Origin of the sequence: Streptomyces showdoensis (genome assembly GCF_039535475.1) — a bacterium.
Taxonomy (GTDB): domain Bacteria; phylum Actinomycetota; class Actinomycetes; order Streptomycetales; family Streptomycetaceae; genus Streptomyces; species Streptomyces showdoensis.
The window spans coordinates 119378-144218 of record NZ_BAAAXG010000029.1 but is presented as its reverse complement, the minus strand read 5'-3'; the positions used below and the strand labels follow the sequence as shown (position 1 = coordinate 144218).

The 24841-nt window shown below is 72.2% G+C and carries 20 protein-coding genes and 5 pseudogenes; 11 read left to right on the top strand and 14 right to left on the bottom strand.

Annotated elements, in window-relative coordinates; translation table 11 throughout:
- Positions 1–44 precede the first annotated feature (44 nt).
- Positions 45–812 (top strand): class I SAM-dependent methyltransferase, encoded by a 768-nt coding sequence (locus ABD981_RS38570; RefSeq protein ID WP_046907798.1) that lies wholly within the window; start codon positions 45–47, stop codon positions 810–812.
- Between the two features lie 15 nt (positions 813–827).
- Here the strand turns inward: ABD981_RS38570 and ABD981_RS38565 are convergent, their stop codons facing one another.
- Complete coding sequence (locus ABD981_RS38565) at positions 828–1412, bottom strand: hypothetical protein (RefSeq protein WP_131723864.1); 585 nt, start codon at positions 1410–1412, stop codon at positions 828–830.
- A 183-nt stretch (positions 1413–1595) separates the two neighbouring features.
- Positions 1596–2087: a DUF4279 domain-containing protein gene (locus tag ABD981_RS38560; RefSeq protein WP_046907796.1), complete on the bottom strand. Its 492-nt coding sequence runs from the start codon at positions 2085–2087 to the stop codon at positions 1596–1598.
- A gap of 474 nt (positions 2088–2561) precedes the next feature.
- On the opposite strand from ABD981_RS38560, the gene ABD981_RS38555 reads away from it, so the two are divergent.
- On the top strand, positions 2562–2963 hold the full coding sequence (locus ABD981_RS38555) for a RidA family protein (protein ID WP_046907795.1): 402 nt from the start codon (positions 2562–2564) through the stop codon (positions 2961–2963).
- Between the two features lie 5 nt (positions 2964–2968).
- Here the strand turns inward: ABD981_RS38555 and ABD981_RS38550 are convergent.
- Both ABD981_RS38550 and ABD981_RS38545 read right to left on the bottom strand, forming a co-directional pair.
- Positions 2969–3446 (bottom strand): annotated as a pseudogene (locus ABD981_RS38550) (transposase family protein); the annotation flags it as partial.
- 148 nt (positions 3447–3594) lie between these two features.
- Positions 3595–4308, bottom strand: coding sequence for a hypothetical protein (locus ABD981_RS38545; RefSeq protein ID WP_131723863.1), 714 nt, complete (start codon positions 4306–4308; stop codon positions 3595–3597).
- A 69-nt stretch (positions 4309–4377) separates the two neighbouring features.
- On the opposite strand from ABD981_RS38545, the pseudogene ABD981_RS38540 reads away from it, so the two are divergent.
- The 3 genes and pseudogenes from ABD981_RS38540 to ABD981_RS38530 form a co-directional block, all read left to right on the top strand.
- Positions 4378–4788: pseudogene (locus ABD981_RS38540) on the top strand (helix-turn-helix domain-containing protein); the annotation flags it as partial.
- A 43-nt stretch (positions 4789–4831) separates the two neighbouring features.
- Positions 4832–5640 (top strand): IS5 family transposase gene (locus ABD981_RS38535; RefSeq protein WP_123954483.1). Its coding sequence is split into 2 segments (ribosomal slippage): positions 4832–5171 and positions 5171–5640, totalling 810 coding nucleotides; the frame shifts between segments, so codons are not numbered across the junction.
- 759 nt (positions 5641–6399) lie between these two features.
- Positions 6400–6569, top strand: a pseudogene (locus ABD981_RS38530) (IS5/IS1182 family transposase); the annotation flags it as partial.
- On the opposite strand, the gene ABD981_RS38525 reads toward ABD981_RS38530, so the two are convergent.
- On the bottom strand, positions 6559–6942 hold the full coding sequence (locus ABD981_RS38525; protein WP_205628161.1) for a DUF7677 family protein: 384 nt from the start codon (positions 6940–6942) through the stop codon (positions 6559–6561). The pseudogene ABD981_RS38530 and the gene ABD981_RS38525 overlap by 11 nt on opposite strands.
- A gap of 247 nt (positions 6943–7189) precedes the next feature.
- Here ABD981_RS38525 and ABD981_RS38520 point away from each other — a divergent pair, with 247 nt between their 5' ends.
- On the top strand, positions 7190–7531 hold the full coding sequence (locus ABD981_RS38520) for a hypothetical protein (RefSeq protein ID WP_046907794.1): 342 nt from the start codon (positions 7190–7192) through the stop codon (positions 7529–7531).
- Between the two features lie 87 nt (positions 7532–7618).
- On the opposite strand, the pseudogene ABD981_RS38515 reads toward ABD981_RS38520, so the two are convergent.
- Positions 7619–8172: pseudogene (locus tag ABD981_RS38515) on the bottom strand (transposase family protein).
- Between the two features lie 352 nt (positions 8173–8524).
- Here ABD981_RS38515 and ABD981_RS38510 point away from each other — a divergent pair.
- Positions 8525–9043 carry a hypothetical protein gene (locus ABD981_RS38510; protein WP_131723862.1) on the top strand — a complete coding sequence of 173 codons (519 nt, stop codon included), beginning with the start codon at positions 8525–8527 and terminating at the stop codon, positions 9041–9043.
- 239 nt (positions 9044–9282) lie between these two features.
- Here the strand turns inward: ABD981_RS38510 and ABD981_RS38505 are convergent, their stop codons facing one another.
- Positions 9283–9996: an alpha/beta fold hydrolase gene (locus ABD981_RS38505; RefSeq protein ID WP_046907792.1), complete on the bottom strand. Its 714-nt coding sequence runs from the start codon at positions 9994–9996 to the stop codon at positions 9283–9285.
- 193 nt (positions 9997–10189) lie between these two features.
- Positions 10190–11126 (bottom strand): annotated as a pseudogene (locus tag ABD981_RS38500) (GNAT family N-acetyltransferase); the annotation flags it as partial.
- 217 nt (positions 11127–11343) lie between these two features.
- Here ABD981_RS38500 and ABD981_RS38495 point away from each other — a divergent pair.
- The 4 genes from ABD981_RS38495 to ABD981_RS38480 all read left to right on the top strand — a co-directional run bounded on the left by ABD981_RS38495 (position 11344) and on the right by ABD981_RS38480 (position 15921).
- Positions 11344–12474 carry an FtsX-like permease family protein gene (locus ABD981_RS38495; RefSeq protein WP_046907791.1) on the top strand — a complete coding sequence of 377 codons (1131 nt, stop codon included), beginning with the start codon at positions 11344–11346 and terminating at the stop codon, positions 12472–12474.
- Positions 12471–13154, top strand: a complete 684-nt coding sequence (locus ABD981_RS38490; protein ID WP_046907790.1) for an ABC transporter ATP-binding protein — start codon at positions 12471–12473, stop codon at positions 13152–13154. The genes ABD981_RS38495 and ABD981_RS38490 overlap by 4 nt, the downstream gene beginning before the upstream one ends.
- Positions 13155–13416: 262 nt before the next feature.
- Entirely contained in the window at positions 13417–14940 is a 1524-nt protein-coding gene (locus ABD981_RS38485; RefSeq protein ID WP_123954471.1) for an alpha/beta fold hydrolase, read from the top strand.
- Positions 14941–14997: 57 nt separating this feature from the next.
- Positions 14998–15921 (top strand): crotonase/enoyl-CoA hydratase family protein, encoded by a 924-nt coding sequence (locus ABD981_RS38480; RefSeq protein ID WP_240495216.1) that lies wholly within the window; start codon positions 14998–15000, stop codon positions 15919–15921.
- Positions 15922–16121: 200 nt separating this feature from the next.
- Here ABD981_RS38480 and ABD981_RS38475 read toward each other — a convergent pair whose 3' ends face one another.
- The 6 genes from ABD981_RS38475 to ABD981_RS38450 form a co-directional block, all read right to left on the bottom strand.
- A complete protein-coding gene (locus tag ABD981_RS38475; RefSeq protein WP_046907789.1) occupies positions 16122–16664 on the bottom strand; it encodes a GNAT family N-acetyltransferase in 543 nt (180 codons plus the stop codon).
- Positions 16665–16730: 66 nt separating this feature from the next.
- A complete protein-coding gene (locus ABD981_RS38470) occupies positions 16731–18365 on the bottom strand; it encodes a hypothetical protein (RefSeq protein WP_123954470.1) in 1635 nt (544 codons plus the stop codon).
- Between the two features lie 49 nt (positions 18366–18414).
- The gene (locus ABD981_RS38465; RefSeq protein ID WP_240495215.1) at positions 18415–20061 is read right to left on the bottom strand and encodes a serine/threonine-protein kinase; all 1647 of its coding nucleotides are present in this window, start codon (positions 20059–20061) and stop codon (positions 18415–18417) included.
- On the bottom strand, positions 20058–21965 hold the full coding sequence (locus tag ABD981_RS38460) for an FHA domain-containing protein (RefSeq protein ID WP_165590933.1): 1908 nt from the start codon (positions 21963–21965) through the stop codon (positions 20058–20060). Before ABD981_RS38460 ends, ABD981_RS38465 begins: the two co-directional genes overlap by 4 nt.
- Before the next feature lie 39 nt (positions 21966–22004).
- The gene (locus tag ABD981_RS38455) at positions 22005–23594 is read right to left on the bottom strand and encodes a hypothetical protein (protein WP_165590932.1); all 1590 of its coding nucleotides are present in this window, start codon (positions 23592–23594) and stop codon (positions 22005–22007) included.
- A gap of 243 nt (positions 23595–23837) precedes the next feature.
- On the bottom strand, positions 23838–24749 hold the full coding sequence (locus ABD981_RS38450) for a LysR family transcriptional regulator (protein WP_046907787.1): 912 nt from the start codon (positions 24747–24749) through the stop codon (positions 23838–23840).
- Between the last annotated feature and the right edge of the window lie 92 nt (positions 24750–24841).

Sequence of the window (24841 nt, the reverse complement as noted above, 5' to 3'; positions counted from 1 at the left end):
TCTAGGCCTGCCCGACGGGATCATGTGACCACTACGCTCCGCCGATGGAACGCACACCAGACGTCTCCGAGAGCCTCACCGGGTCCGGGGACCGAATCCGGGCGAACGACTACGACAGCTTCGCCGAGGCGTACGCGGCCGAGGCCGAGCACAGCCTCGTGAACGCGTACTACGAGCGGCCCGCGATGACGGCTCTGGCCGGAGACGTGGGAGGCCGCCGGATACTGGACGCCGGCTGCGGCGCGGGCCCCTTGACCGCCGCGTTGCGCGACCGGGGCGCGCTCGTGACCGGTATGGACGCCAGTGCCGGGATGCTCGCGTTGGCCAGGCGGCGGCTCGGCGACGCCGTGCCCCTGCACGTGGCCGACCTGCGCGACCCGCTGCCGTTCGCGGACGGCGCGTTCGACGACGTGGTCGCGTCGCTCGTGCTGCACTACCTGGCGGACTGGGGGCCGACGCTCGCCGAGTTCCGCCGCGTGCTCCGGCCAGGCGGCCGGCTGATCGCGTCGGTGGAGCACCCCTTCGTGGCCTACACGTTCCAGGAGCCGCGGCCCGACTACTTCGCGACCACCCGCTACACCTTCGACTGGATGCTGGGCGGCCGGTCCACCCCGATCAGCCTCTGGCGCAAGCCGCTGCACGCGATGACCGACGCGTTCACCGCCGCCGGCTTCCGGGTGACCGCCATCAGCGAGCCCCGGCCCGACCCGGCCGCGCGCGCCCTGTTCCCCGACGCCTTCGACGACCTGGCGAGCAGGCCGTGCTTCCTGTTCTTCGTGGTGGAGGCGCCGGAGGCGGCGGGTCCCTCGTAAAGCCCGCGGGACACGTCAGGTCGGCTTCCGGGCGGCGGCGGTAAGGGCGGCCCGCACCTGGCGGTACCCGGCGTCGTCGCGAGACCACACGCGCGTCAGGCGGCGCGGCTTCACGCGATCCCAGCCGCCGCAGTCCATGACGGCGACGGCGTCCGAGAGCCGCCACCGCGAGGAATGCCACGAGGCTTCGGGCACTTCGCGCAGGCCGTCGAGCAGCGCGACGGCCGAGGCCGTGAGGTTGCCCATGGGCCACGGCCGCCACGTCGCGACGGCGTCGGTGAGGGCGTGCGATTCGATCAGGTGCGGGATGGACGGGGCCACGGGGAGGTAGGGGCTGCCGCCGTCGACGTCGGTGCCCACGCTGCCGTCGGTGTGGACCAGGTCCCGGCACGGCTTCGACACGCGCTCACCGGTCCACACGAAGTACCAGCCCCCTCGCCGGGGGTCCTGCCAGGCCTGCGTGTTCACGCCGAGGTGGTCGTACTCCCACCCGCGTGCGGTCTCGTACCGCTCCCCGCCCACGACCCAGCTGTGACGCACCTCGTAGCGCAGGCCTCCGAACCTCTGCTCGAACCCCTCGAGCCGGATGATGAGCTCCATGGGTGCAGGAACCGACTCCCCGGCCCGGTCGCGCACTTTCCAGAATTCGATCGGTATCCCGATGCGGGCGGGACACTCCCGCCGGCCGGTGCGGCGCAGGAGATCCTGCGCGCGGGCCGAGAGCGGGGACGGGTCTTCCAGGATGTGCATCCTGAACTTCATTTCCGGAGGGACGTAGGGAATTCACTCCGACTGTGTGTCAGGGGTCAGATCGTACTCGTCGACGTCCAGATATGCGCCGGTGGCGGCAAGGAAGGCGATCGCCTCACGGTCCAGCCACCAGCCGAAGAGGTTGGGCTCGTCCTGATCGTCCGGCAGCACGGCCTCGCCCTGCTGTTCGGTGTCGTTGAAGTAGCGGACGACCTCTAGCCTGGCCTCGAGGCCCTGATCCGGGTCGTCGTCTCCTGCGTTGAACCGCTTCATGAGTTCGGCGATGCGCGCCGTCTGCGGCCGGAGGCGGTCCAGAACGTGCGCGATCTGTTCGTCCACTCGCAGGCCGGGTTCCCTGCACACGACTTTCCAGCTTTGCCTGAACGGTTGGGCCGGGTCGGCGGGGAGCCGACGGGGGTTGTGGACCCGTGTCTCGTCGGGCGCGATGCCCAGTGCTTCGGTGATCTCCTGCGGTGTGATGCGTCGGCTGCTCAGAGCGAAGTAGACGTACTGGTGGAGCGGCATCCCGGGAGAGTATCGGCGTCACGACTTCCACCGGGGGCACCTGGCGGGGACCGTGGCGGTGGAGGGGCGCGAGCCGCGGCCGACGCGGCGGCGCGAGCGCTCGCCGACAGCTACGTCCCGGAGGGCATAGCCCGTGCCCGCGGCGGTATTCGCCCACAGCGACAGCTCGGCCGACGACCTCACCGGCCCGCCACCACACAGAACCGCATCCGTGAGCCTCTTTCATCCCCTGCTGAACGGTGAAACGGGCTGGCCGACGGGTGTGGCGTGGAGGCAGGGGCCCTCATCGTCGGCGTCGTGGTCCGTTCATCACATCGGCGCCCGGAAGAGCCCACGGCAGCCAATTTCGTGCGCGCAGAGGACACGGGAGTGGCGCTACCGGACAAGCATCGTGCGTACGAACCCGTAGCTTCAGCATGCAAGGGGGCCTGCCTGTGACGGTCGGCCCCGCGCACCGCATCGAGGGAGTGAACCATGGGTTCTCAGGTGAAGACGTTCGGGTTCGGCATGCCGTGGGAGTCGTTGTACGGCTACAGCCAGGCCACCCAGGTCGGTGAAACGGTCTATGTGTCGGGGCAGCTGTCTCATGACCGTCACGGCGACTTCGTGGGCGCCGGTGACTTCGAACTGCAGGTCCGCACCACGCTGGAGAACCTGGACCTGGTGCTGAGGCAGTTCGGGGCCGAGCGTGGCCAGATAGTGGAGACCACGGTTCTGGTGAGGAACCTGCGTGAGAACTTCGACACGACAGCACGCCTCCACGCGGAGTACTTCGGAGAGCACCGGCCCGCCAGCACGGTCATGGGCGTTTCCGACTTGGCGCTGCCGGACCAGCTCGTGGAGATCGGCGCGCTCGTGCGTCTCGATGTGAGGTGACGTTAGTACGGGGTGCGGAAAGGGGCGCCGACGCCCTGGTAGGCGCGATCCGCGAGGACGAGAATCTGTCGGGTCAGGCAGGCCTGGACGATGCCATGGGCGCGGGCCGCGGTGAGGCCGTGGGCGCGACCGGGTGTCGCGCGGGGGAACCACAGCGGTGTGCCCTCAGGACGGGTGGCGACCTGCACGTTCATGCCATGCTTGCGGTGCTTTAGCGAGTACGAGGGCTCATCGGCGTGGATTCGGTCGGTGGGGATCAGAGAGAGTGCCGTCAACGACGACGTGGTCGCCCTCACCGAGGCCGGTAGGCTTCGCGGAGGCCGGGCGCCCAGGAGACCAGGACGTCCGGGGTTTCGTCCACGTACGCCAGGCAGTGGCCAGCCAGGCACCATGTTCGACGAGCTCATGCGGGACGTCGAGCGTGGCAGGGTGCGGAATCAACAGGGCCCCTCCGATCGCGGGCGTGATGACTGGGATCACCACGCCAACGACCTCACGGCCTTTGCGCTGGATGTCGGTGTTGCTCGGTCGGGCCGCATGTTCGGACGAAGGCCGCTTCCACGTACGGCGATTACCGAACCGAGTGAGCAAGTGTGACGCACCGTTCGAGATCGGATGTCAAAGAGCCAGCTCAGCCCTGGTTCGCAGCACAATCGGTCGGACGGAGCACAGCGCCGGGGGCTACTGCGGACCTGGCTGTTCCCGAAAGTCGTAGGAATGCCGCGCCATCCTCATCTGCACCGCCGTACTCCGCCTCGGCAGCAGGCACCGCGACGATGGTGCGACCGCTGTGCAGCTCTGCCTCACACGACCGCTTGGGAAGTCGCCCTGTGAGGGTGCCGAACACCGTGACGTCCTTGCCGTCGGCCGCGACCACCTCCTCCACCGTGAACCACCAGTGCCTGTCAGTAGCCCTCAACAGTTCCTGGCCTGATGGACCGTGCCCCCGCAGCATGCTCTGTCGGTCCCGGATGTGATCGGCAATGGCGCAGCACAGGCGAAAGCCAGCGGTCTGCGTGGCGTCGACCCGGCTGAATTCGGACGCCGGCGGTAGGCCGAGGATTTCCCAAAGAAGGTCGATGGCCGCGGAGCGGGCCCGAGGATGCCCGCGCTCGATGATGTCGAGGAGGACCGGCGCAGCAGCGACTGCGGCAGGCTGCACTTCTCTTTCAAGATCATCGATGAGGGCACTGTCGAGCAGCGCCGTCATCGCGCCGGCCGCCTGGTTCAAGGTGGCCGCCTCGGCCAGCGCTTGCAACTGTGCCGCAACGTCACGTGGCGGGTGCGGACGCCAGGGCCTGGGAAACGAGCTCCAGTCGATCGCGGCTATCGATTCGAATCCCACACCTGCATCATCCCAGATCGCCGGCTAGGGCTGTCCCGTAAGTGATCTCGCTTTGCGATGATCTCGGCCGTGTCAGGCGTGATCACGGAGTCCGAGCCGTCCTGGATTGCCCCGTTCACCGGCCTGAGCCCTCGCGTCTTCGGTGAGTTGGTGACCGCGCTGCGTCGCGAGGTTGTCGACTTCCGGGCCGGGGCCGGCCATGGAAGCTGCCGTCGGAGGACCGGGTGCTGCTGGTCGCCGCGTAATGGCGGACGAATGTGACGACGCGGCAACTGGTTCCGCTATGCGGGGTGTCGAAGTCGGCCGCGGACTGGGTGATCGCAACCACTGCCGGGCCTGGGCGGAGTCTGGAGCGAAGGCGCTGTCGGCAACACGATGAGCATCGCCGATGGCGGCTACCCGGGTACCGGGCTCGTCATGCCGCACCGCCGCCGCCAAGGAGAGGATCTGCCTTACTGGCCGTTTCAGAATGAGTCGAGCCGTGGTCTTGCGTTTGACGATCTTGGTCGGCAGGGTGTTCGGGGTGCGTGCTGATCTTGTTCCTGACGACCTGTGGGAGCGGGTGGCCCCGCTGCTGCCGCCCGCTCCGGAACGGCGCCGCCGGTATCCCGGCCGGCTTCGCGTTCCAGACCGGGCGGCACTTGCTGGCGTCCTGTACGTGCTGCGGACCGGCGTCGCCTGGCGCGACGTTCCTGCGGAGACCGTGGGCTGCTCCGGGGTGACGGCCTGGCGCCGACTACGGGACTGGACCGAGGCCGGCGTCTGGCCACGCCTGCACGCTGCCCTGCTGACCGAGCTGCGCCGCGCCGACTTGCTGGACCTGGACGACTGCGCGGTGGACGGGTCGCACGTCCGGGCCCTCAAAGGGGGGATCGTGTCGGCCCCTCGCCCGTCGACCGCGCCCGCCCCGGCTCCAAGCACCACGTGATCGTCGACCGGCACGGAACCCCGCTCGCCGTCACCCTCACCGGCGGCAACCGGCACGACGTCACCCAGCTCCTGCCACTGCTCGACGCCGTCCCGCCGATCCGTGGCCTGCGAGGACGCCCCCGCCGCAAACCCCGGCGGCTGTACGCCGACCGAGGCTACGACTTCGACAAGTACCGCCGCCTGCTGTGGAAGCGAGACATCAAACCGCTGATCGCTCGGCGCGGCGTCGCCCACGGCTCCGGACTGGGCAAGGTCCGCTGGGTGGTCGAGCGCACCTTCGCCTGGCTGCACCAGTTCAAACGGCTCCGCATCCGCTACGAGCGTCGAGCTGACCTTTACCACGGCCTGCTCGAGCTTGCTTGGAGCATCATCTGCCTGCGGAAACTTCGACTGCAGATCTGAGCGGGTTCAGCGGTAATCACTAATTGAACATATTCAAAACGTGTGGAAGGCTGGCTCCGGCCGTGCTCGGCTCTTCCTGCAGAAGCGGCTACCGGGCGCAAGTAGCGAGCAGTCTCGAACGGGCAGGGTGGCATGGACTCGGCAAGCAGGAATCTGGCCCCAGACCAAGAGGGCCGAGGCAGCCGGTCCACGCTGATGCCAGATGGCTGGATGCGTCGCCCTCTCATCAGGCCCTTCGGACAGTTGGCCACGGTCCTCGGCTTTCTACTTCTTGCGTGCACAGCATGCGCTGGAGCCGGCGGCGACGCTGCCGTGATCCAGCAGGCGGAGCTCGTCGGGGACTGGAGTAATGCCAACGGCGCCAAAGTGCATGTGTCAGCTGGACATAACTTCTCGGCAAGTGGGACTAAGCATGCCGTCCCCGACTACGAGTGCCCTACGGAAATAGCTGGTACGTGGCGGTTCTGGGCACAGGACGGCCCGCCGTCGAGCTTCGTAGCCTCGGACTCGGCGACCGAAGGAGAGTCGTTCGTCGTGTCGGTGAACGCTGACAGTCCGGCCAGCTGGTGCGACCTCCAAGGCCAGGTCCAGCGTGATGACCAAGGCTTCAGCATCTGCCTTGTCCTGGATCTTGACCAGTCCTGCACTGCAGATGAGCTCCTCCGCAAGGACTCGACGCGATCCCGGTAAGCGTGAGTGCAGCCCGATCCGAGGCCAATGAGCAGGGTCACATGTCGCCATTCTGAAACGATCAGTTATTGGAAACAGGCACACAACAGGTCCCATAAGCAGGTTCGTGCCCGCGGTGTGCACACCTTCGCCCGGATGAAGACCTGGAAGGTCCTGCGCGACTGCCGTCTGTGAGGCGATGGAGTGCCACACGCGATGCACGGATCGCGCGCCTGCACGACCTGGCCCTCACCGGATAGACCAGTCCTGGGAGCGGGATCGCGGGTGGCGCCGGCCGTACTCGAATGGCGCTGCGCGGCGACGGTCAATAAAGCCTACACTCCCAGGACTCGATGGCCGGCTCTCCGGGGGCAACTTCCCGGTGCAGTATGTGTAGAGATAGGTGGCAGCCCGGCGCTCCGCGTACTTCTCATTGACCGGCTCACCCTGCTCGTCCAGTTCGAGGACGTTGGCGAAGATTGCGACGCAGATCTCCATCTGGGAGGGCGACTCGCGTAGCTCTTCCCAGTAATCGATCCCTTCCAGCATCGGATGGCCTACCGACCCTCGGGCAATCCATCCGGCGAAGCGCCGCAGGGCTCCCGAAGCGCCATGACTGAGATGCGAAGACATGCCAAGGAATCTAGTCCCGGGCTTCCCCGTTTGCCGAGTCAGGTCCGTACGACGAGGGAACAAGGTTCCGCGACGCTGCGGCGCTAGAAGTGGCCGGGAGTTGGGGAACCTTGGAGAGGACCCGCGTGGTGCTTCGCAAAGGCGGAGCGGCGCCCGGTCGGCCTTGTCCGGTATGGTGCGGCGGATCCCGCGGCGGTGCAGGGCCTCGACCTGAGGGGGCAGCGTTGCTGCCTCCTATACTCCTGGCGTGCCTGATACCTCGAACCTCTTCCACGTTTCGTCCGTGCTCAATCGGCAGTCGATTGCACAGCATGGCCTGGATTGGACCCGGATGGGCGCCGCACGGGGAATCGCCGGCAGCCGCCGCCCTGAGGTGGAGGGGATCTTCGTCTGTCGAGGCGAGGAGGAAGTCGGGTTCTTCCTTCAGATCAACAACACCGGTGGGCCGGTTGATATCTGGTCCGTGGACGGCGTCGATGAGGGGTCGCTCCTCGACAACGGCAGCGGACTCGTCTACCTGCCCGGCCGCATCCCAGCCGCGGGAGTCCGCCTCGTGCGATCGGACGTTCCTCCGCAGCTTGGTTCTTGACTTCGCGCGGCGGGACGGCTGCGGGCAGGTCCGCGCGGAGGTGGGCAGATGCGCGCCCGGAGGGTCGGCAACGAGTCTGTTCCAACCTCACTTTGAGCAGGTCTGATGCGGGGTGAGGGCGGCTCGGACGATGTTGGTGATGCGGATGGTGCTGCATCGCAGCTTCCGCAGGAAGCGCCAGGTCTTCAGGGTGGCCATGCAGCTCGCCCAGGACCCGGATGCGTGCGTGGGAGCGATTGACGGCCTCAGCAGTCGGCCGTGTGGATCGGCAAGGACCTGCACGTTCATGCCGTGCCTCTTGTGTTTTCCGGAGTAGCAGGGCCGGTCGGCGGCGATTCGGTCGATCGGCAGCAGGGTGCCGTCCAGGATCACGAACGCCTTTTGGGTCGCGGTCTTCATCGCGGTGGTCAGGTCCGGGGCGAGCTCGGCCAGGAGCTCGACGGCCTCGGTGACGTACCGGTAGGCGGTGGTGGTGCCGATACCCTGCCGGCGGCGAGCTGGCCGTAGGTATGGCCGCACCGCAGGTGAGCCAGGGCCAATAGGGCCTGGCGGCCCGCAGTCAGCCGGCGCCAGCGGGTGCCGTGTTGCCGACGATGGGCCCGCAGTCGGGCGGACAAGAAGCGCAGGGCCGAGCTGGGCACGTCGGTCCCAGACGGGTAGACAAGCGTGCGAAGCCTCTGGTGGAAACGGTTCTCTTGGTCGAAAGCCCATCTACCAGGGGCTTCACTGCGTTGTCAGGCCAACTGGCCAACAGCCAGCCCAGCTTGGGAAGGGGCTCGCTGTTCCCCGTCATGCTTGACCGGGCGCCGTCACCAGCCCCGCGCCCTCGAGACACGCACAGCCGATAGCCAGGCACCGTGGCCGTTCGGATTCCTTCGCGTACCCGTAAGCGCGTACGGTGCTCTGCTGTGATGCCAGTTCTACTGGCGTAGCCGGAATCAAGAAGTGAGCTGCTGGGGGGGCTAGATGGGCGACTTTCGCGTGAGTCGAGAAATGCCGTTCGTGGAGTGGAGGAACCCGGCGATCGGTGCCGATGTCTATGCGAGGTGCACCACTCCTCGCGGTGAGGTGACCCTGATCCGGGAACGCGGCCCACGGACCCATCCGGAGGACCACGCCTATGCGGTGGAGAGCTGGACGGTGTCCCTGCGGGACGGAGAAACCGCACTCAAGGTCTACCGGCTCGTACCAGAGCCGCTGCCGATGCGGGGGCGGATCCGGCAGGGTTGCGAGGGCGAGGTGGACGGGGAACCGTTCCGTTTCACCGGCACGTCCGCGATACGGCGCTCTCGCCGATCGGTCACGTACGAAGGGCCCACGATCGATGTCCGGATCGTGCCGCGCGCGTTCAGCCTCCGTCTTGTCGAGCAGGGGGAGGAGATCGGATTCCGCTCGTTCAGCAATCAGTGGGAGCTGCCGAACCCCTCGGATCACGCCGTACTGGCCGTCTGTCTCTTCGAGTGGGCTGGGTTGGAGGACCTGCTCAGGACACCCGTGCTCCGGGACCTGTGACGGGCCAGTGCATGCTTTGTCATTGCCCTGCCAGGAGCTTGGTCCTTCAGCACCGCCGGGGTACCTCAACCCGACCAGCTCGTCGGCAGGTGGGAAAGGCTCAATGACCCGGGTCTCTGGATGAGGCTCATGGCCCAGCGGTCCGCTATGAGGCGACCGTCCTCATAGCGGCCATCGGCGGGTGGCTGTGACCAGCACGCAAGCGCGTCCAAGGCCAGCCCGCAGCCATGGAGGTGCTCTTAGTCCACTGCAGCGTCGAGGAGAATCTGCGCCAGCTCGCGCGGCTGGGAGAACATCGGCCAATGGCCGGTGTCCATCGTGACCAGCCGCCAGCACTCGCTGCTCAGCAGTTCGGCCACATCGTCGTCGGGCTCGGCGTCCTCCGGCTCGGTTCCCGGCATCACGCACAGGATGTACGTCGCCGGAAGTTCGCCGAGCGGCCCAGCCAGTACAGCGGGCTCGGTCAGCGTGGCACCGGGGTGAGGCGTCGAGTCGCGCACGAGGCGTGCGATCTGGTCATCGGTGAGACCTTCGCCGTCGTAGTGAGCGGCTGACGCGAGCGGCCAGAACCCTCCGTTCTCTGCGATCGAGGCCTCGACCGCCGCCCCACCGTCCGGCCAGGCGGAGGCGAACGACTCGCCGTCGGTGGGAACGCTCGAGTCGACGAATACCACGCGGGCCAGTCGGTCACCGATCCGCTGCGCGGCCTGACCGACCGGGATGCCTGAGTAGCTGTGCCCCACCAGGACCACGTCACGCAGACCCTGGCGTTCGACCTCGGCGACGATGTCCTCGACGTGAGTCGCCTGCCCCGCCGGTACGCCCCGCTTGTCAGCAAGGCCGGACAGCGTCAACGGATGGACGCCGTGGCCGGCCGCACGCAGATGCGGCACCACGTCGCTCCATGCCCACGCCCCGAGCCGTGCACCTGCAACCAGTACGAAATTCACCATGCGCGCACCGTATCCGGGCAGCCTGGCAACATCCTAGAAAATACTTTCGATACGCGTTTTGGGGGGTGCCGAGGCACCGACCCCCCGGTCGCGGACCGGGATCGGCGTGCCGTCCGCGATCCGCGGCCGTTCAGTCTCCGCCACCGGCCCGCGGAGCCGGCTCCAGCGCCGGCAGCGGACGGAGCCGTCGGATCAGGAGGCATACCCGCAGCCAGTCGGTCTCGCCGCTCGGCTGTCCCGTGCGGAAGTCCGCGAGCTGCCGGCGCAGCGGGTGCTCGGGCGGGAGGTGCCTGAACACGACCTGGTCGACCAGGTCGTGGCCGAGCAGGAACCGGGTCAGGGCGGTGAAGACGGCGTCATCGGTGGCGATGGTCTCGTCGACCGTGAGGGTGGCGGCCCAGGTTCACCGAGCGAGCAGCTCGCGTACCCGTCGGGGACGCCACCGGCGTCCCGGTGCACGGCTACGTCACGCGGCGTCCGGGAGGTCGGCGGCTGCCCCGCGCCCCGCGCCCCGCGCCCACCAGGGAGGCGGCCGGGACAGCGCGCCGGGCTGGATGCGGCGGTAGGGGTCGTAGACCACCTCCAGGATCTCGCGGCACTCGGCACGGCGGAGGACGTCGGTCGAGCCGGCGGAGTCCGGGTCCGACGTCGGCGTCCCGGACTTGCAGCGCGCCCGGGGCGTCGCGAAGGCCGCCCGGTGGCGCGGCACGGTCAGCCGTCGCGTACAGGTCGCCCGCCCGTAGCCGAACCTGCCGTAGATCCCGGCCTCGGAGGCCAGCGGCACGGAGAGGTACGCGCCTCGGGCCCGCAGGTCGGTCAGCTGATGCCGCATCATCGCGCCGAGCACGCCCCGGCGCCGGTGTGACGGCGGGACGCCGACGGCGGTCACCCCCCCCGGCGACCGGGGCGAGCGCCTCGCCGGGCAGGGTGAGCTCGAAGGCGTACGTACCGGCGGTTCCGGCGGGCCGCCCGTCCGGCGTCAGGGCGAGCGGGCAGCGGTCCATGTCCAACGTCGCCCGTCACACGCCGCCACCGTCCTCGGCCGGGATTTCGGGGAAGCGCCCGCACGCGGCATGGAGCGTGTCGACGAAGACGCCTCGGTCCTGGTCGGTCGAGGGGCGGATGCCTATCGGGGGCGCTGCCTTCCGGAGTCGCGGGCGCCATTGCCCGCGGTGGTGCCGGTCCCCGTGCACCGTCGCCGCGTGAGTGGATCAATCGAGTTCCGGCGTCCGTGGGAAGGCGGCGTCCGAGGTCGACCGACCCCCCACTTAGGGACGCAGCGTCGCCATCATCTATCTTGGGGACGCCTTGTCCCCATCCTCACCCTGGACTCCTGGAGGGAACACCGTGTTCCTGGCCCTGCTGGAACTCAAAGCGGCCCGGGGCCGCTTCCTGCTGATGGGCAGCGTCGTCGTCCTCGTCGCCGCGCTCGTCGGCATCGTCTCCGGCTTCACCACCGGTCTGGGCGACGACACCGTCTCGGCCCTGCGCAGACTCCCGGCCACCCACATCGCCTTCGCGGCGGGCTCGGACTCCGACCAGTTCGCGCGCGGACTGATCGACCCCCCGAGCGCCACCGGCTGGCGTGAGGACGAGACCGCCGCCGAGGCCACCCCGCTCGGCGTCTCCCTCACCCGCGGCACCACCGACCGCGGCACCGAGGTCGACCTCGCCGCGTTCGGCGTCGAACCCGGCGCCTTCACCGACCCCGGCGCCGACGAAGGCAAACCCCTGGACGCGTCCAGGCCCCTGGGCGTCGTCGTCTCCCGCCAGCTCGTCAACGAAGGCGTACGGATCGGCGACACCCTCGTCGTCGACCGCCTCGGCGTCAGCCTGACCGTGGTCGGCACGACGGGCCGCTCCTCCTACGGCCACGTCCCCGTCGCGTACGTCACGACGGACACCTGGCGCCGCATCCGCTTCACGACCCCCGGAGCCAAGGCCGCCCCCGCCGACCTCCCGCTCCAGTACAGCGCGATGGCACTCCGCCTCCCCGAAGACGCCGACACCACGGCACTCGCGGCGGCCGACCGGCGCCACGACACGAACACCGTCCCCCTGGAGACGGCCTTCGCCGCGGCCCCCGGCTACGAGGGCGAGCGCCTGACCATGACCTCCATCCAGACCTTCCTCTTCCTCATCGCCCCACTCGTCGTCGGCGCCTTCTTCGCCGTCTGGACCGTCCAGCGCACCCCGGAACTCGCCCTGCTGCGCGCCATGGGCGCCTCCCGGCGCCGCCTGCTCGGTCACACCCTCGCCCAGGCCGCCGTGGTGGTCGCCGCAGGCACCGCGGCCGGAGCGGTACTGGCCTCCAGCGTCGGCCTGCTCGTCGGCGAACAGGTGCCCTTCAGCCTTCCCGCGAGCACCCTCGCGACGACCATGGCCGCCGTGGCCCTGGTCGGCCTCGCGGGTTCCGCCCTCACCCTGCGCCGCGTGACCACCGTCGACCCGATGACCATGCTGGGAGCCGCCCGATGAGCCTCCACCTCCACGACATCACCGTCACCCTCGGCCAGGGCGACTCCCGTACCACCGCCTTGAGTTCCTTCACCGCGGCCTTCGAACCGGGCGCCCTCACCGCCCTCGTCGGCCCCTCCGGCTCCGGCAAGTCCACCCTCCTCGCTGTCGCCGGCGCCCTGCTGCGCCCGGACAGCGGACAGGTCCTCCTGAACGGCGCCGACCTCGCCGCCCTCACCGACCGCGAACGCGCACGGACCCGCCGCGAGCGCATCGGCTACATGTTCCAGAGCGGCAACCTCCTCACCGGACTCACCGCCGAGGAACAACTCCTCGCCGCGGCCTCCCTCACGGGCCGACCGTCCCGCTCCCTGCGGCCCCGAGCCCGCGACCTCCTCGCCGAAGTGGGCCTCGCGCACCGGCTCACCCACCGTCCCGACCAGCTCTCCGGCGGCGAGCGCCAGCGCATCGCCCTCGCCCGCGCCCTCCTCCTCCAGCCCGAACTCCTCCTCGTCGACGAACCGACCGCCGCCGTCGACCGCACGCGCGCCGAGGACCTCACCGCCCTCATCGCCCGCACCACCCGGCAGTACGGCTGCGTCACCGTCGTCGCCACCCACGACCCGGTGGTCACGGGCATGGCGGACGCCACCCTCGACATGCTGGACCGGGCCGCACCACGGACGGCGGCGGTCGGCTGAGCGCCTGAGCACCCTGAGCGCCTGAGTGCCTGAGCGCTTGAGCACCCTGAGTGCCTGAGTGCCTGAGTGCCTGAGCGCTTGAGCACCTGATCGTCCGGCTGCCGGGCCGCCGCCTGCCGCCCGGCCCTGCTCCGCGTCGTACCCGTTTCCGGACAGGTCGGCGCGGACGGGCGGGATCCCGCCCCGAGTCCGGCACGATGGCCGTGCCGGCCGAGCAGGCCGGGTCCGAGCGGTTCGATTCCTCGACTAGGGGAGCGCGACCATGTCCTTCCTCTTCAGAGCGGCCACGGTCATGGCGGCCGTACTGACGGCCACGGCGTGCGCGAGCGGCGCGCCGGGCTCGGGCCCCGCCGCGAGCCGGACCGCGGGCCAATCCGCCGGCCGACCCGCCGACGGTCCGCCACCCGGCGCGTCCAGGCTGACCGGTCACCGTCCCTGCCCCGGACAACCCGACGTGACCTGCGCCGATCTGAAGGTGCCGCTCGATCGAGACCGAGACCGAGACCGAGGCCGGGACCGCGACGGAGCGCGCGACGGGGGCCGAGCTCCCGACGGAGGCCGAACTCGCGACGGAGACCACGCCGTCCCGGCCCCGGCGACCCTCACCCTCCGGACCGCGATCTACGGGAAGGCCGACGCCCCGCGCGGGACGCTGCTCTTCCTGACCGGAGGACCGGGCCAGCCCGGCGTCCCGTTCGTGGCGAAGATCCGGACCCGGATGCCCGCCGCCCTGGCCGGGTACCGGCTCGTGATGGTCGACCAGCGGGGGACCGGCGGCGGGGCGATCGACTGCCCCGTCCTGCAGAAGGAGGTCGGCAGCAGCGACACCGTCGTTCCCACCCCCACCGCCGTCACCTCCTGCGCCGAAGGCCTGGGCCGGACGCGGAACTTCTACACCACCGCCGACACGGTCGCCGACCTGGAGGACCTGCGCCGCGCCCTCGGCGTGCCGGACTGGACCGTCGACGGCGTCTCGTACGGTACGTTCACCGCCGCCCGGTACGCCCTCACCCACCCCGGGCGCGTGCGCCGGCTCGTGCTCGACTCCGTCGTCCCGCCTGAGGGCGCCGGTGTGCTGTACGAGGCGGCGTTCGGCCACTCCGGGCAGGTGCTGCGCGCCGCCTGCCGCGAGCAGAAGTGCGGCTTCGACCCGGCCCGGGACCTCGCCCAGGTCGTGCGCCGGGACGGCAACGGGGTCGGGGTCTTCAACCTGCTGGTCATCGCCAGCATCATCGACCCCAAGCTGGACAACCCCGACTTCGGCATCCTGAACGCCCTGCACTCCTCGGCCGGCGGCGACCCCGCGCGCCTCGACGGGCTGGTCGCCGGCTTCTCCGCCCCGTCCGACGAGCCCCCGGAGGACTTCAGCTCCGGGCTGCACGCCGCCACGCTCTGCGCGGACTCCCACTGGCCCTGGGGCGATTCGTCCACCCCCGTGGCAGGACGGCGGAAGGCACTCGACCGGGCCGTCCGGCGCATCGACCCGGCGGCGGTGTGGCCGTTCGAACGCCGGACGGCGGGCGAACAGGGCATCCCGCAGACCTGCCTCCCCTGGCCCGTCTCACGCCCCAACCGCCCGGCCCCGGGCCGCACCCTGACCATGCCCGTCCTGCTCCTCGCGGGAGACCGGGACCTCTCCACGCCGGTCGCGTGGGCCAGGGACCTGGCCGCGCGAACCCCGAAGGCCCGACTCGTCGTCATCGAGGGAGCCGGGCACTCCACCCAGAGCCGAAGCGCCGCCGGAGCCCGCGCGGCGGAGGAGTTCCTGCTGAGCCGGGACGGATGAGAGCGGGTTCCGGCCAGGGCGGTGGCCGAGGCAGGGCCGCCGCGTGAGAATGCCGCCATGACCGACGCCCCCTCGACGCCACCGGAGCCGGACACCGGCCCCGTGGGCCTCACCGACGCCACCGCTCACGCCGGCTCCGTCGACCCTGCCGGTCCTGCCGGTCCTGCCGTCCCCGCTCACGCCGGCTCCGTCGACCCTGCCGGTCCCGCCGCCCCCGCCGTCCGCGTCGAGCGGAACGGGCCCGTGACGACCGTCGTGCTGTCCCGCCCCGCCGCCCGCAACGCCGTGGACGGACCGACGGCCCTCCAACTCGCCGACGCGTTCCGGGCGTTCGAAGGGGACGACGAGGCTGCGGTGGCCGTGCTCTGGGGGGAGGGCGGAACGTTCTGCGCCGGCGCCGACCTGAAGGCCATCGGTACGGAACGGGGCAACAGGGTGGGACCCGACGGCGACGGCCCGATGGGCCCGACCCGGATGGAGCTGTCCAAGCCGGTCATCGCGGCCGTGGCCGGCCACGCCGTGGCCGGCGGGCTCGAACTCGCCCTGTGGTGCGACCTCCGTGTGGTCGAGGAGGACGCCGTCCTGGGCGTCTTCTGCCGCCGTTGGGGCGTTCCGCTGATCGACGGCGGCACGGTCCGGCTGCCGCGGCTGATCGGTGAGAGCCGTGCCATGGACCTGATCCTCACCGGCCGGCCGGTCCAGGCCTCCGAGGCGTACGAGATCGGGCTCGCCAACCGCCTCGTGCCCCCGGGCCGGGCGCGCGCCGCAGCGGAGGAACTCGCCCGGGAGATCGCCGGGTTCCCCCAGCTCTGCCTCCGCCACGACCGCCTGTCGGTACGGGAGCAGCACGGCCTGCCCGAGCGGGAGGCCCTGGCGGCGGAGCTGCGTCACGGCATGGTGCCCCTGTCCGCCGGCGAGACCCTCTCGGGCGCCGCCCGCTTCGCGTCGGGGGCGGGACGACACGGGTCCTTCGGTGATTGAGCTCGACGCGGAAGCGCGCCGTGCCCGACGGCGGTACGGGTGCGCCGCACGGCGGGCCCGCCGCGACCAGCCCCGGCGTCACCCGGCCCGGCGCGACCAGCCCCGGCGTCACCCGGCCCGGCGTCATCCGGTCCAGCGTCGTGCCACCCGGTCCCCGGGCCACCCGGTCCCCGGGCCACCCGGTCCCGTGCCACGCGGCGCTACGCCGCCCGGCCCGCCTTCCACTCGTGGTCGAGCAGACCGAGCAGCACCTCGTCCAGGAACTCGCCCATCACCCAGGCCGAGGAGCGCAGCACGCCCTCGCGGACGAAGCCGTTGCGCTCGGCGGCGCCGAGCATCGCGGCGTTGTCCTCCAGCGTCTCGATCTGGAGCCGCCGCAGCCCGCGCACGACGAAGCCGTACTGGCACAGCACGTCGACCACATCGGTCCCGTAACCCTTGCCGCGGCTGGCCGGCAGGAGCCCGAGACCGATGTGCGCGAGCCGGTTGTGGTTGTCGATGCCCCAGAGCGAGGCGCTGCCGACGAGCGCGCCGCCGTCCAGCTCCACCACGGAGAACGGGACGTGCCGCTCCTGCGTGTCGTCGACCACGAGCCGTGGATCCTTCGAGCCGGGCGAGACCGGTCGCCACGGCCCGGCCTCGGCCCGCGAGGAGTTCACCACGTCGTCGTAGAGCCCGGTCCGCAGGATCGGGATGTCTTCCTCGTACCGGGCCCGGAGCGCGATTCTGTTGCCTCGAAGCATGCGAGCTTCCTATCCGACCGCGCCGAACGGCAGCAATCGAATTAGCCCCGGCCAGGACGTGCGGGGTCACGCACAGGCGTAGCTGAAGGTGCCCTCCGCCTCGATCGGCAGGCCGCCCGGACGCAGGACCTGGAGGCGGGCGGTCCCGCGGAACAGACCGTGGCCCCGCACCGTCCACTGGAGGTGGACCGCGACCTCACGCTCCCCGCGGCGGGCCATACGGGTCAGGTCTCCGGACGCCTGACCGTCGCTGCGCAGCCAGCGGTACGTGAAGGGCCCGCCCCCGCCGTCGGTGGTGACGACACCGGTCACGTCGGCGGTCTGACCGCAGCCCAACTGCCGTGCCGGGGCGTCCACCCGGACCCCCGCCACCGTCGGCCCGGCCGTCGGGCGCAGGAGCAGCCACAGGGCGACGGCGACGGCCGCGAGCACCGCGACCGCCCCGATGAGCCGGGGTCCCCGCCTTCGCTTCCGCCGCGTCCGAACGGGCGGGGGAGCCGCCCACAGGGCGCGCAGGCTCTCCTCCTCGGTCAGGGGGACGCCGGGGCCGAAGCGGAGCAGGATCTCGTCGTCGGCCTCGAGGTCGGCCTCGTCGTCGGCCTCGTCATCCGCCTCGGTGTCGCTGTCCTCGCCGCTCTCGGCGGTGGCCGGGGGAGTGGTGCTCCGGTTCCGTCGGCCGAGGACGGTGGCCAGGTCGTCCGAGGGAGCGGCCCCTTCCGGCCCGTTCCCGGGGGAGTCCACCGCGCAGGCGGCTCCCGCGTCCGCGACGGTCGTATCCGCGACGACCTCGTCGGCGACCGCGGGGCTCGCGACGGCCGTACCCGTGACGGCCGAGTCCGCGACGGCTTCACCCGTGACGGCCGAGTCCGCGACGGCCGAGTCCGCGACGGCCGCCCCCGTGACGGCCGAGTCCGCCGGAGCCGCCTCCACCGCCCCCTCCCGTCCCGTGAGCTCCGCCCACGCCGCGACCGCCGCCGTGCGCAGCGCCGCCCGCTCCAGGAAGTCCCGGGGGAGGGCCGCCCGCCCCGCCGTCAGCGTCGTACGGGCCGCGGCGAGGTCGCCGGAGTCGGCGGTCGTGGAGCAGCGGGCGAACAGCTCCGCGGCCGGTGTGCCTGCGGGCGCCCAGGCGGCGCCCAGGGCGCGGGCGAGGGCCGCCCAGGCCGTGATGTCGTCCCGCTGGGCGGAGACGGGTGAAGAACGGTCGCCCAGCGCGGTGGCCAGTGCCGCCTCCATGAGCAGGGCGGTGCCGTCGGCGCCGAGCACGACGGACCCGGGCGAGAGCGAACCATGGGCGAGGCCCGCCGCATGGAGGGCGAGCAGGGTCTGTGCCGTCTCGTTGAGGACGCTCGCCGCGCTGCCCTCGTCCGGCCCGGGTGCGCCCTCCCTCAGCAGATCGGCGATCGTGCGCACCGGCGGGCGCGCCACGATCAGCCAGACGTCGCCGGACTCGGCCACGAGGTCGACGGTGGCCGGCACCCCCGGCAGCCGCAGCCTCGCCACCGCCACGACCGCCGCCTTCAGCCGGTCCCGCGCCCCCTGCGGAGCGAGCAGGGCGCGGTCGACGCGCAGCGCGCCGTGGGGCGGCCCGTCCGCCTCGCCGCCCGGCCGCTCCAGGGCGTGCCAGGTGCCGAACCGCCCCGCGCGCGACCAGGCCGACAGGGCGCGCCCGCTGACCGTGGCGGGAGTCGGGGTCGTCGTCATCGTGTGCGGGTTCCGTTCTCTCGGTGGCGGGAGCGGTGGTGGCGGCCGTTCAGCACGGCGGCGCGTCCACGGAGGCGGTCCGGCGGCCGTTCGCCGATTCCGGGCTGCTGCCGAGCGCGACGACCCAGCTGCCCCGGCACGGGTGGTTCGAGAAGTCGGCCTCGAAGCTCACCGAGTAGTCCGTGGCGCCCGAGAGGCGTCGCGACTGCGAACCGTACGGCTGGTCGGGTGTGTTGACGTAGAAGTCCGCGGTGAGCGTCAGCGGTCCCGTGCCCGTGGTGTGGACGGTCACGTCGGCGATCAGGGTGCTCGGCCCGGGCCCCCGTCGCCAGGAGTCGATGACGAGCGAGATCGTCCCCGGCGTCGGGGCCGAGGTCGCCGTCGGGGGCGGAGTCGGGGGCGGGGTGGGCGGGGCCGTCGTCCCGGCGGGTGTGGTCGGAGCGTCCGTCGAGGTCGAGGGCGGGGTGCCGGGGCCGCCGCCCGCGGGAGGGGTGGTGGAGGCGGAGGGGCCGGCCGAAGCGCTGTCGGAAGGTGGCCCGCCGGCCGAAGCCGACACCGAGGGAGCGGCCGGGAGGGGCGTGGAGGCGGCCGGGGTCCCAGGGCCCCCGCCCGGCCCGGACGGTACGGAGTCGGCCACCGTGGTCGTCGTGTCGTCGTCGGTACGGGCCGTCGCCACCGTCACCGCCCCGGCGGCCACGGCCAGCGCGGCGGCCCCCACGACCGCCTTCCAAAGGTGCCGCTTCAGGCCGCCGAGGACGGTCAGGGCGGGCGTCACCTCGTACACGGCCGAACCCATCGCGAACGGGAACAAAAGAGCCAGCAGGGCGGATAGTTCGGCGAGCCTGCGACGCCCGGCCTCCTCCCAGCCCGGGCCGTAGCCGTGGGTGGCGGCGCGTTCGAGGTCGGTGAGGAAGGCCCCGATGGCGGGGCGGTCGGCCGGGTCCTTGGCCAGTCCGGCGCCCAGGAGTCCGCGGACGGCCTCCGGCACGTCGTCCATGTCGACCGGCGCCCGCAGGTGCTGCAGCCGCAGGGCGATCAGGTCGTCGGCGCGGAACGCCCGCCGCCCGGTGAGGCACTCGTAGAACACGGCCGCCGCCGCGTACACGTCGCTCGCCGGACCCGCGGGCTCGCCGTCCCACTGCTCGGGCGCCATGTACGCGGGCGTCCCGGCCGCCTCCGCCTCCCGGCCCGCGCGCACGGCGACGCCGAAGTCGGCGAGGGCGCTCGAACCGTCCGCGCGGACCAGAACGTTCTCGGGCTTGTAGTCGCGGTGCACCACGCCGGCGGCGTGGGCGGCGCCGAGCCCGAGCAGGGAACCCTTGAGGAGCACCAGAGCCGCCTCCGGCCCGGTGCCGCCGTGCGCGCGCAGCACCTCGCGCAGGGTGACCCCGTCCACCGCCTCCATCACGATCGCCGCGCCCCGCCGGGCCTCCACGTACTCGTACAGGCGCACCACGCACGGGTGCCGGAGCTCGCCCAACAGCCGTGCCTCGGCGCGGAACCGGGCCAGGAAGGCCCGGTCGCCGTGGAGCCGGCCGCTCAGGTACTTGATGGCCACGGGCACGCCCGTCGCCTCGTGCCGGGCCAGCACGACCCGCCCTCCGGCCCCCTGTCCGAGCGTCCGCACGGCGACGTAGCCGGGCACCGCCCAGCCGGCGACGCTCCCCATACCGTCGGTGCCCCGTCCCACGCTCATGCCGTCCCCTCCACCGTCGTGCCGTCGTCCGCAGGTCGCGCCGCGTCCCCGCCGCTCGTCCCACGCCGCCGTTCCGTGCTGCCCCGGCCTTCCGTGCTGCCCCGGCGTTCCGTGCTGCCCCGCCGTTCCGTGCTGCCCCGGCGTTCCGTGCCACCCCGCCGTTCCGCGCCGCGTCGCCGTTCCGATCCGTGCCGCCGTCCCGTGCCACGCCTTCGTGCCGACCCGCGCCTGACCGCCCGCATCAGCCACCGCCCGGCCGCCGCCCACACCGGGAAAGCCACCAGAGCGACGACCACCGCCACCACCACGGTGTCCCACGGGGCGGGCAGCCACCCCTCCAGCCACGCGCCGAGGCGGGAGCGCCAGGCCAGCAGGGCGAGGAGCAGGAAGCCGTACGTGCCGACGACCACGGCGAGTCCGTACGCGGCCAGGCCGGCCTGGCGCGGCCCCGGCCGGCGGCCCGACCGCAGGTCCCGCCACAGGCCCTTGCGGAAGTACGCGCTCGCCTCCTCGCGCAGGCGCGGTACGCGCAGCGCGTCGGTCAGCGCCTGGTAACCGTCCAGCGGCATCAGCGGATTGAAGTTGTACAGGGTGTTCAGATACAGCCCGAACGCCAGGTGGAACAGCACGGCCGAGACGGGTCCGACCGGCAGGAACGCGGCGCCCGCGGCGCACCAGCCCGCCAGCGCCGCGGTCGACAGCGGCCCCGACAGCGCCACCACCACCCGCGACCAGCGGCCGCCGAACCACATGTCGCTCGTGTCGACGAACGCGAACGGCATCCCCATCATGAGCAGGAACCCGCCGCGCCGGACCTTCCGGCCGTACGACTTCACCGCCAGCGCGTGCGCCAGCTCGTGCGCGACGAGCGCGGAGACGTATCCGGCGGCCAGCGCCACGGGACCCCAGACCCCGGCTCCGCCGAAGTCCAGCAGGCGCTGGCGTCCCTGTGCCGCGCCGAAGAACACCACCAGGCCGCCGACCACCGACAGCCATAGGAGCGCCACTCCGGTACGGGTGAAGAACCGCCAGCCGCCGCCCTGGTAGAGACGGGTCACGGCGCCGTCGAGTCCCGGCACGGACACCTCCAGCCGGAGCAGGGCCCGGTACACCGCCCGCCACGCCCGGCGCAGCCCCGAGGCCGGCCGCTCGTCCCGCTGCCCGGGCATCCCGCGCAGCAGCCCCGCCCCGGCGAACGCGGCGAGGGCGGCCTCGATCCGCGGCAGCGCCAGCTCGCCGAAGCGGTCGGCGTACGCGAAGAGGAGGTCGCGGACGGTGGTGTCGCCGTCGAGGGAGTTCCACAGGAACACCTCCCGCTCGTCGAGCTGGAGGTATCCGCCGGTACGGGTGTTGCTCAGCACCCAGGGCGGCTCCCCGGGCCCCGTCGCGGGTACCTGCTTGAGCGCCCAGCCGCTCCGGCGGCGCGGGCGCGCGGTGAGCGGCCCGTTCGCCTCCGGCACCTCCTCCTCGGGGGCGGCGCCCGGCACCTCGGTGAGCTGAGTGGCGACCACCATGGTCCGGGAGCCGATCCGCGCGTCCCGGGGCTGCTCGAAGACCAGGCGCACGTCGCCGACGGACAGCTCGACGCCGTCGGCGAGCCGCGCCGACGCGCCGTGGAGGTCGACGCCGGCTACGGCGGTGCCGTTGAACGAGTCCAGGTCGTCGACCCGGAACCCGGACGCGTCACGGACCACCCGCGCATGACGGCGCGACACGCTGCCGTCCGGCAGGACGACGTCGTTCTCGGCGCCACGGCCCACTGTCGTGACCTCGCCGTTCAACGGGACGAGCAGGCCTGGGTCGTCGAGGCCGCGCAACCGGGGCGCGGCGAACGACGCCGGCGCCGCGCCGCGGCGGAGCGTGCCGCAGCGCAGGCAGTACGGGAAGTCGCGCCGGACGTGCACGCGACAGGCATGGCAGAGCATCGTGACGGATCCGCCGCCTCAGGAACCGCCGGCGAAGCCGCCACCGGTCAGGCCGCCGGGGGAGCCGTGCCCGGGGCCGTCGGTGTGGACGCCGGCATGGCCGAGCCGGTCGAGCCCCGGACGGATCAGCCCGCCTCCGCCCGCGCCGTCGGAGTCGGGCGCGGAGACGTCGTGGCGCCCACCACCGCGCCCGCCCTGCCCGTCACCGCCCGAGTCGCCCCCGCCGCCTTCGCCTCCTCCTCCGCCGGTGCCGCCGCTGCCGGGGCGGCGGCCGTTCTCGCTGCTGCTCCCGCTGCCGCCCGAGTCACCGCCTCCGCCCGAGTCGCCTCCGCCGCCTTCGCCTCCTCCTCCGCCGGTGCCGCCGCCCCCGGGCCGACGGCCGTTCTCGCTGCTTCCGCCGCCCGAGTCGCCCCCGCCGCCGGAGTCGCCGCCGCCGGACTCGCCCCCGCCTCCGCCTTCACCGCCACCTCCTCCGCCACCGCCGGATCCGCCGCCTTCGCCACCGCCGGATCCTCCGCCGGGGCGGCGCCCGTTCTCGCTGCTTCCGCCCCCGGAGTCGCCCCCGCCGCTGTCGCCCCCACCCCCGCCGGAGTCGCCGCCGCCTCCGTCACCGCCCCCGGATCCTCCGCCGGGGCGCCGCCCGTTCTCACTGTTCCCGCCCCCGGAGTCGCCGCCGCCGCTGTCGCCGCCACCGCCCCCGGAGTCGCCGCCGCCGTCCTCGCCGCGCTCGTAGATGCCGCCGTGGCCGAAGGCACCGCCATGGCCGCCTTCACCGCCGAACCCGTCACCGGTTCCGCCGCCGAACTCACCGCGGGGGCCACCGTCATGGCCGCCGTCGTGGCCGCCGATTCCTCCGATCCCGCCGCCGAAGCCATCGCCTTCGTGGCCGCCGAAGCCGCCACCAGGCCCTCCGCCGAAGCCGTCACCGAACCCGTCGCCCGATCCGCCGTCCCCGAATCCTCCGCCGAATCCGCCGCTCTCGTCGAACCCACCCGGGCCCTCGTCCCCGAGTCCGCCGGGTCCGTGGCCGCCGAATCCGTCGGCGTCGCCGAAGGAGCCGAAGTCGCCGGAACCACCGAATGCGCCGGGACCACCGAAGTCGCCGAAGCCGCCCGGATCCACCTGACCGCCCAGATCCCCCGGGCCGCCGAAGTCGCCGAAGTCGCCGATGTCGCCCAGCAGGGAGCCGCTGTCGTCGAAGGACGCGTCCGCGAGCGCGCCGTCGCCGAGTCCGGCCAACGCGGTGGCCGGTACATCGAGGCCGGTCGTGGGGTCGGTGGTGAGGTCCGGGGCCAGGTCGGCGGCGTCGCCCGGCCCGGCGGTGGGCTCGACGTCGTGCGGGACGGGGGAGAGCGGCACGTCGTGGTGGGCCAGGGCGTGGGCCGCGTTGCCGAAGAAGAGCGACGACTTGGACAGCCGCGGGTCGAGCGTGGCAGGCCCGTCCGCCGTACCGGACTCCACACGGAGCCGCCGCAGTTCGGCCACCTGCTCGGGGGTGAGGCCGAGCGCGCGCGCCACCTCCTCCACGTCGCCGTCGAGCCGGGCGGCGAAGTCGGGGTCGACCGCGAGACGGGTCATGGCATGGCGATAAGCGTCGTTGTCGGTCATGGCCTCACGTTCTCCGTCGGTGTGCGTGCGTGCGCGCGGTGCTTCCGGCGGGAAGTGGAGGGTCCCCCTGGTCGGCGGCATGGATGCCATTCCGGCCATCCCAACCGATGCCTGCAGCATTCTTATAGGGTCTGCCGACCGACTTGGCAAGGCCGGAGAACGGGCTTCGACGGGCCGAATGGGCGCCCCCGGCGGCAGTCGCATTCCGGCCAGCCGATTCCCCGGGACGGCCGGTGCAGAAGTTCAGCCGAGGAGCTCCCGCACGGTGGCCCGCAGCCAGATGTGCGCCGGGTCCGCGTCGTGCCGCGGGTGCCAGGCGAGGCCGAAGGGAAGCGGCGGCAGGCGAAGCGGAACGGGGAGCAGGACGAGCCCGAGGTCCTCGGCCAGCGGCCGTACCCATGAAGGCGCGACCCCCACCAGCTCGGTGCGGAGCAGGATGAACAGCGACGCGGGGAAGGACCCGACGCTGCCCACGACCCGCCGCTCCAGGCCGATTTCCGCGAGGGCGGTGTCCAAGGGGCCGTGCAGGCGCCCGCGAGGGGACACGTTCAGGTGGTCCGCCGCGGCGAACCGCTCGGGCGTGACCTCGTCGCTCAGGAGCGGATGCCCCGGCCGTACGACCGCCAGCATCCGGTCGTCGAAGAGGCGCTCCACCCGCACCTCGGGCGCGACCGTGTCGATGACGCCGACCTCCAGGTCCGCGCTGCCGTCCCGCAGCGCGGGCGCCTCGGACGGCAACTCCCCGAGGAAGCGCAGCCGGACGCCGGGTGCCTCGCGCGCGGCGCGCTCGAAGAGGGCGGGTCCGAGGGAGGCGGCGATGGCGTCGTGCCCGAGCACGCTGAACGTCCTGGACACCGTGCGCAGATCCACCGCGCCCGGTCCCGTGAACAGCGCCCGGGCCCGCTCCACCACGGCACTCACCTCGGCGTGCACCGCGAGCGCGTGCGGCGTCGGAACCATGTGCCGGCCCGCCCGTACGAGAACGGGATCGCCCATCGCCTTGCGGATGCGTCCCAGGGTGCGGCTCATCGCGGGCTCGGACAGATGGAGGCGCCGCGCGGCGCCGCGCACGCTCCGCTCGTCGAGGAGGGCGTCGAGGGCGACGAGGAGATTGAGGTCGAGCCCGGAGGGGGCTCCGTCCGCGGAATGCGTCATACGCAATCACCACCTGCACAAGTTGCACTGGATTCAGGTCCGGTGGCGACCCTACGGTGACAGCGGATCCCCTCACCACCCGGTGCCTCGCG

What these genes read in the sequence shown, in the direction of transcription:
- ABD981_RS38570 (WP_046907798.1), top strand. Translation starts at nt 45, where the DNA reads ATGGAACGCACACCAGACGTCTCCGAGAGCCTCACCGGGTCCGGGGAC.
- ABD981_RS38565 (WP_131723864.1), bottom strand. Translation starts at nt 1,412, where the DNA reads ATGGAGCTCATCATCCGGCTCGAGGGGTTCGAGCAGAGGTTCGGAGGC.
- ABD981_RS38560 (WP_046907796.1), bottom strand. Translation starts at nt 2,087, where the DNA reads ATGCCGCTCCACCAGTACGTCTACTTCGCTCTGAGCAGCCGACGCATC.
- ABD981_RS38555 (WP_046907795.1), top strand. Translation starts at nt 2,562, where the DNA reads ATGGGTTCTCAGGTGAAGACGTTCGGGTTCGGCATGCCGTGGGAGTCG.
- ABD981_RS38525 (WP_205628161.1), bottom strand. Translation starts at nt 6,942, where the DNA reads ATGTCTTCGCATCTCAGTCATGGCGCTTCGGGAGCCCTGCGGCGCTTC.
- ABD981_RS38510 (WP_131723862.1), top strand. Translation starts at nt 8,525, where the DNA reads ATGCCGTTCGTGGAGTGGAGGAACCCGGCGATCGGTGCCGATGTCTAT.
- ABD981_RS38505 (WP_046907792.1), bottom strand. Translation starts at nt 9,996, where the DNA reads ATGGTGAATTTCGTACTGGTTGCAGGTGCACGGCTCGGGGCGTGGGCA.
- ABD981_RS38490 (WP_046907790.1), top strand. Translation starts at nt 12,471, where the DNA reads ATGAGCCTCCACCTCCACGACATCACCGTCACCCTCGGCCAGGGCGAC.
- ABD981_RS38485 (WP_123954471.1), top strand. Translation starts at nt 13,417, where the DNA reads ATGTCCTTCCTCTTCAGAGCGGCCACGGTCATGGCGGCCGTACTGACG.
- ABD981_RS38480 (WP_240495216.1), top strand. Translation starts at nt 14,998, where the DNA reads ATGACCGACGCCCCCTCGACGCCACCGGAGCCGGACACCGGCCCCGTG.
- ABD981_RS38475 (WP_046907789.1), bottom strand. Translation starts at nt 16,664, where the DNA reads ATGCTTCGAGGCAACAGAATCGCGCTCCGGGCCCGGTACGAGGAAGAC.
- ABD981_RS38470 (WP_123954470.1), bottom strand. Translation starts at nt 18,365, where the DNA reads ATGACGACGACCCCGACTCCCGCCACGGTCAGCGGGCGCGCCCTGTCG.
- ABD981_RS38465 (WP_240495215.1), bottom strand. Translation starts at nt 20,061, where the DNA reads ATGAGCGTGGGACGGGGCACCGACGGTATGGGGAGCGTCGCCGGCTGG.
- ABD981_RS38455 (WP_165590932.1), bottom strand. Translation starts at nt 23,594, where the DNA reads ATGACCGACAACGACGCTTATCGCCATGCCATGACCCGTCTCGCGGTC.
- ABD981_RS38450 (WP_046907787.1), bottom strand. Translation starts at nt 24,749, where the DNA reads ATGACGCATTCCGCGGACGGAGCCCCCTCCGGGCTCGACCTCAATCTC.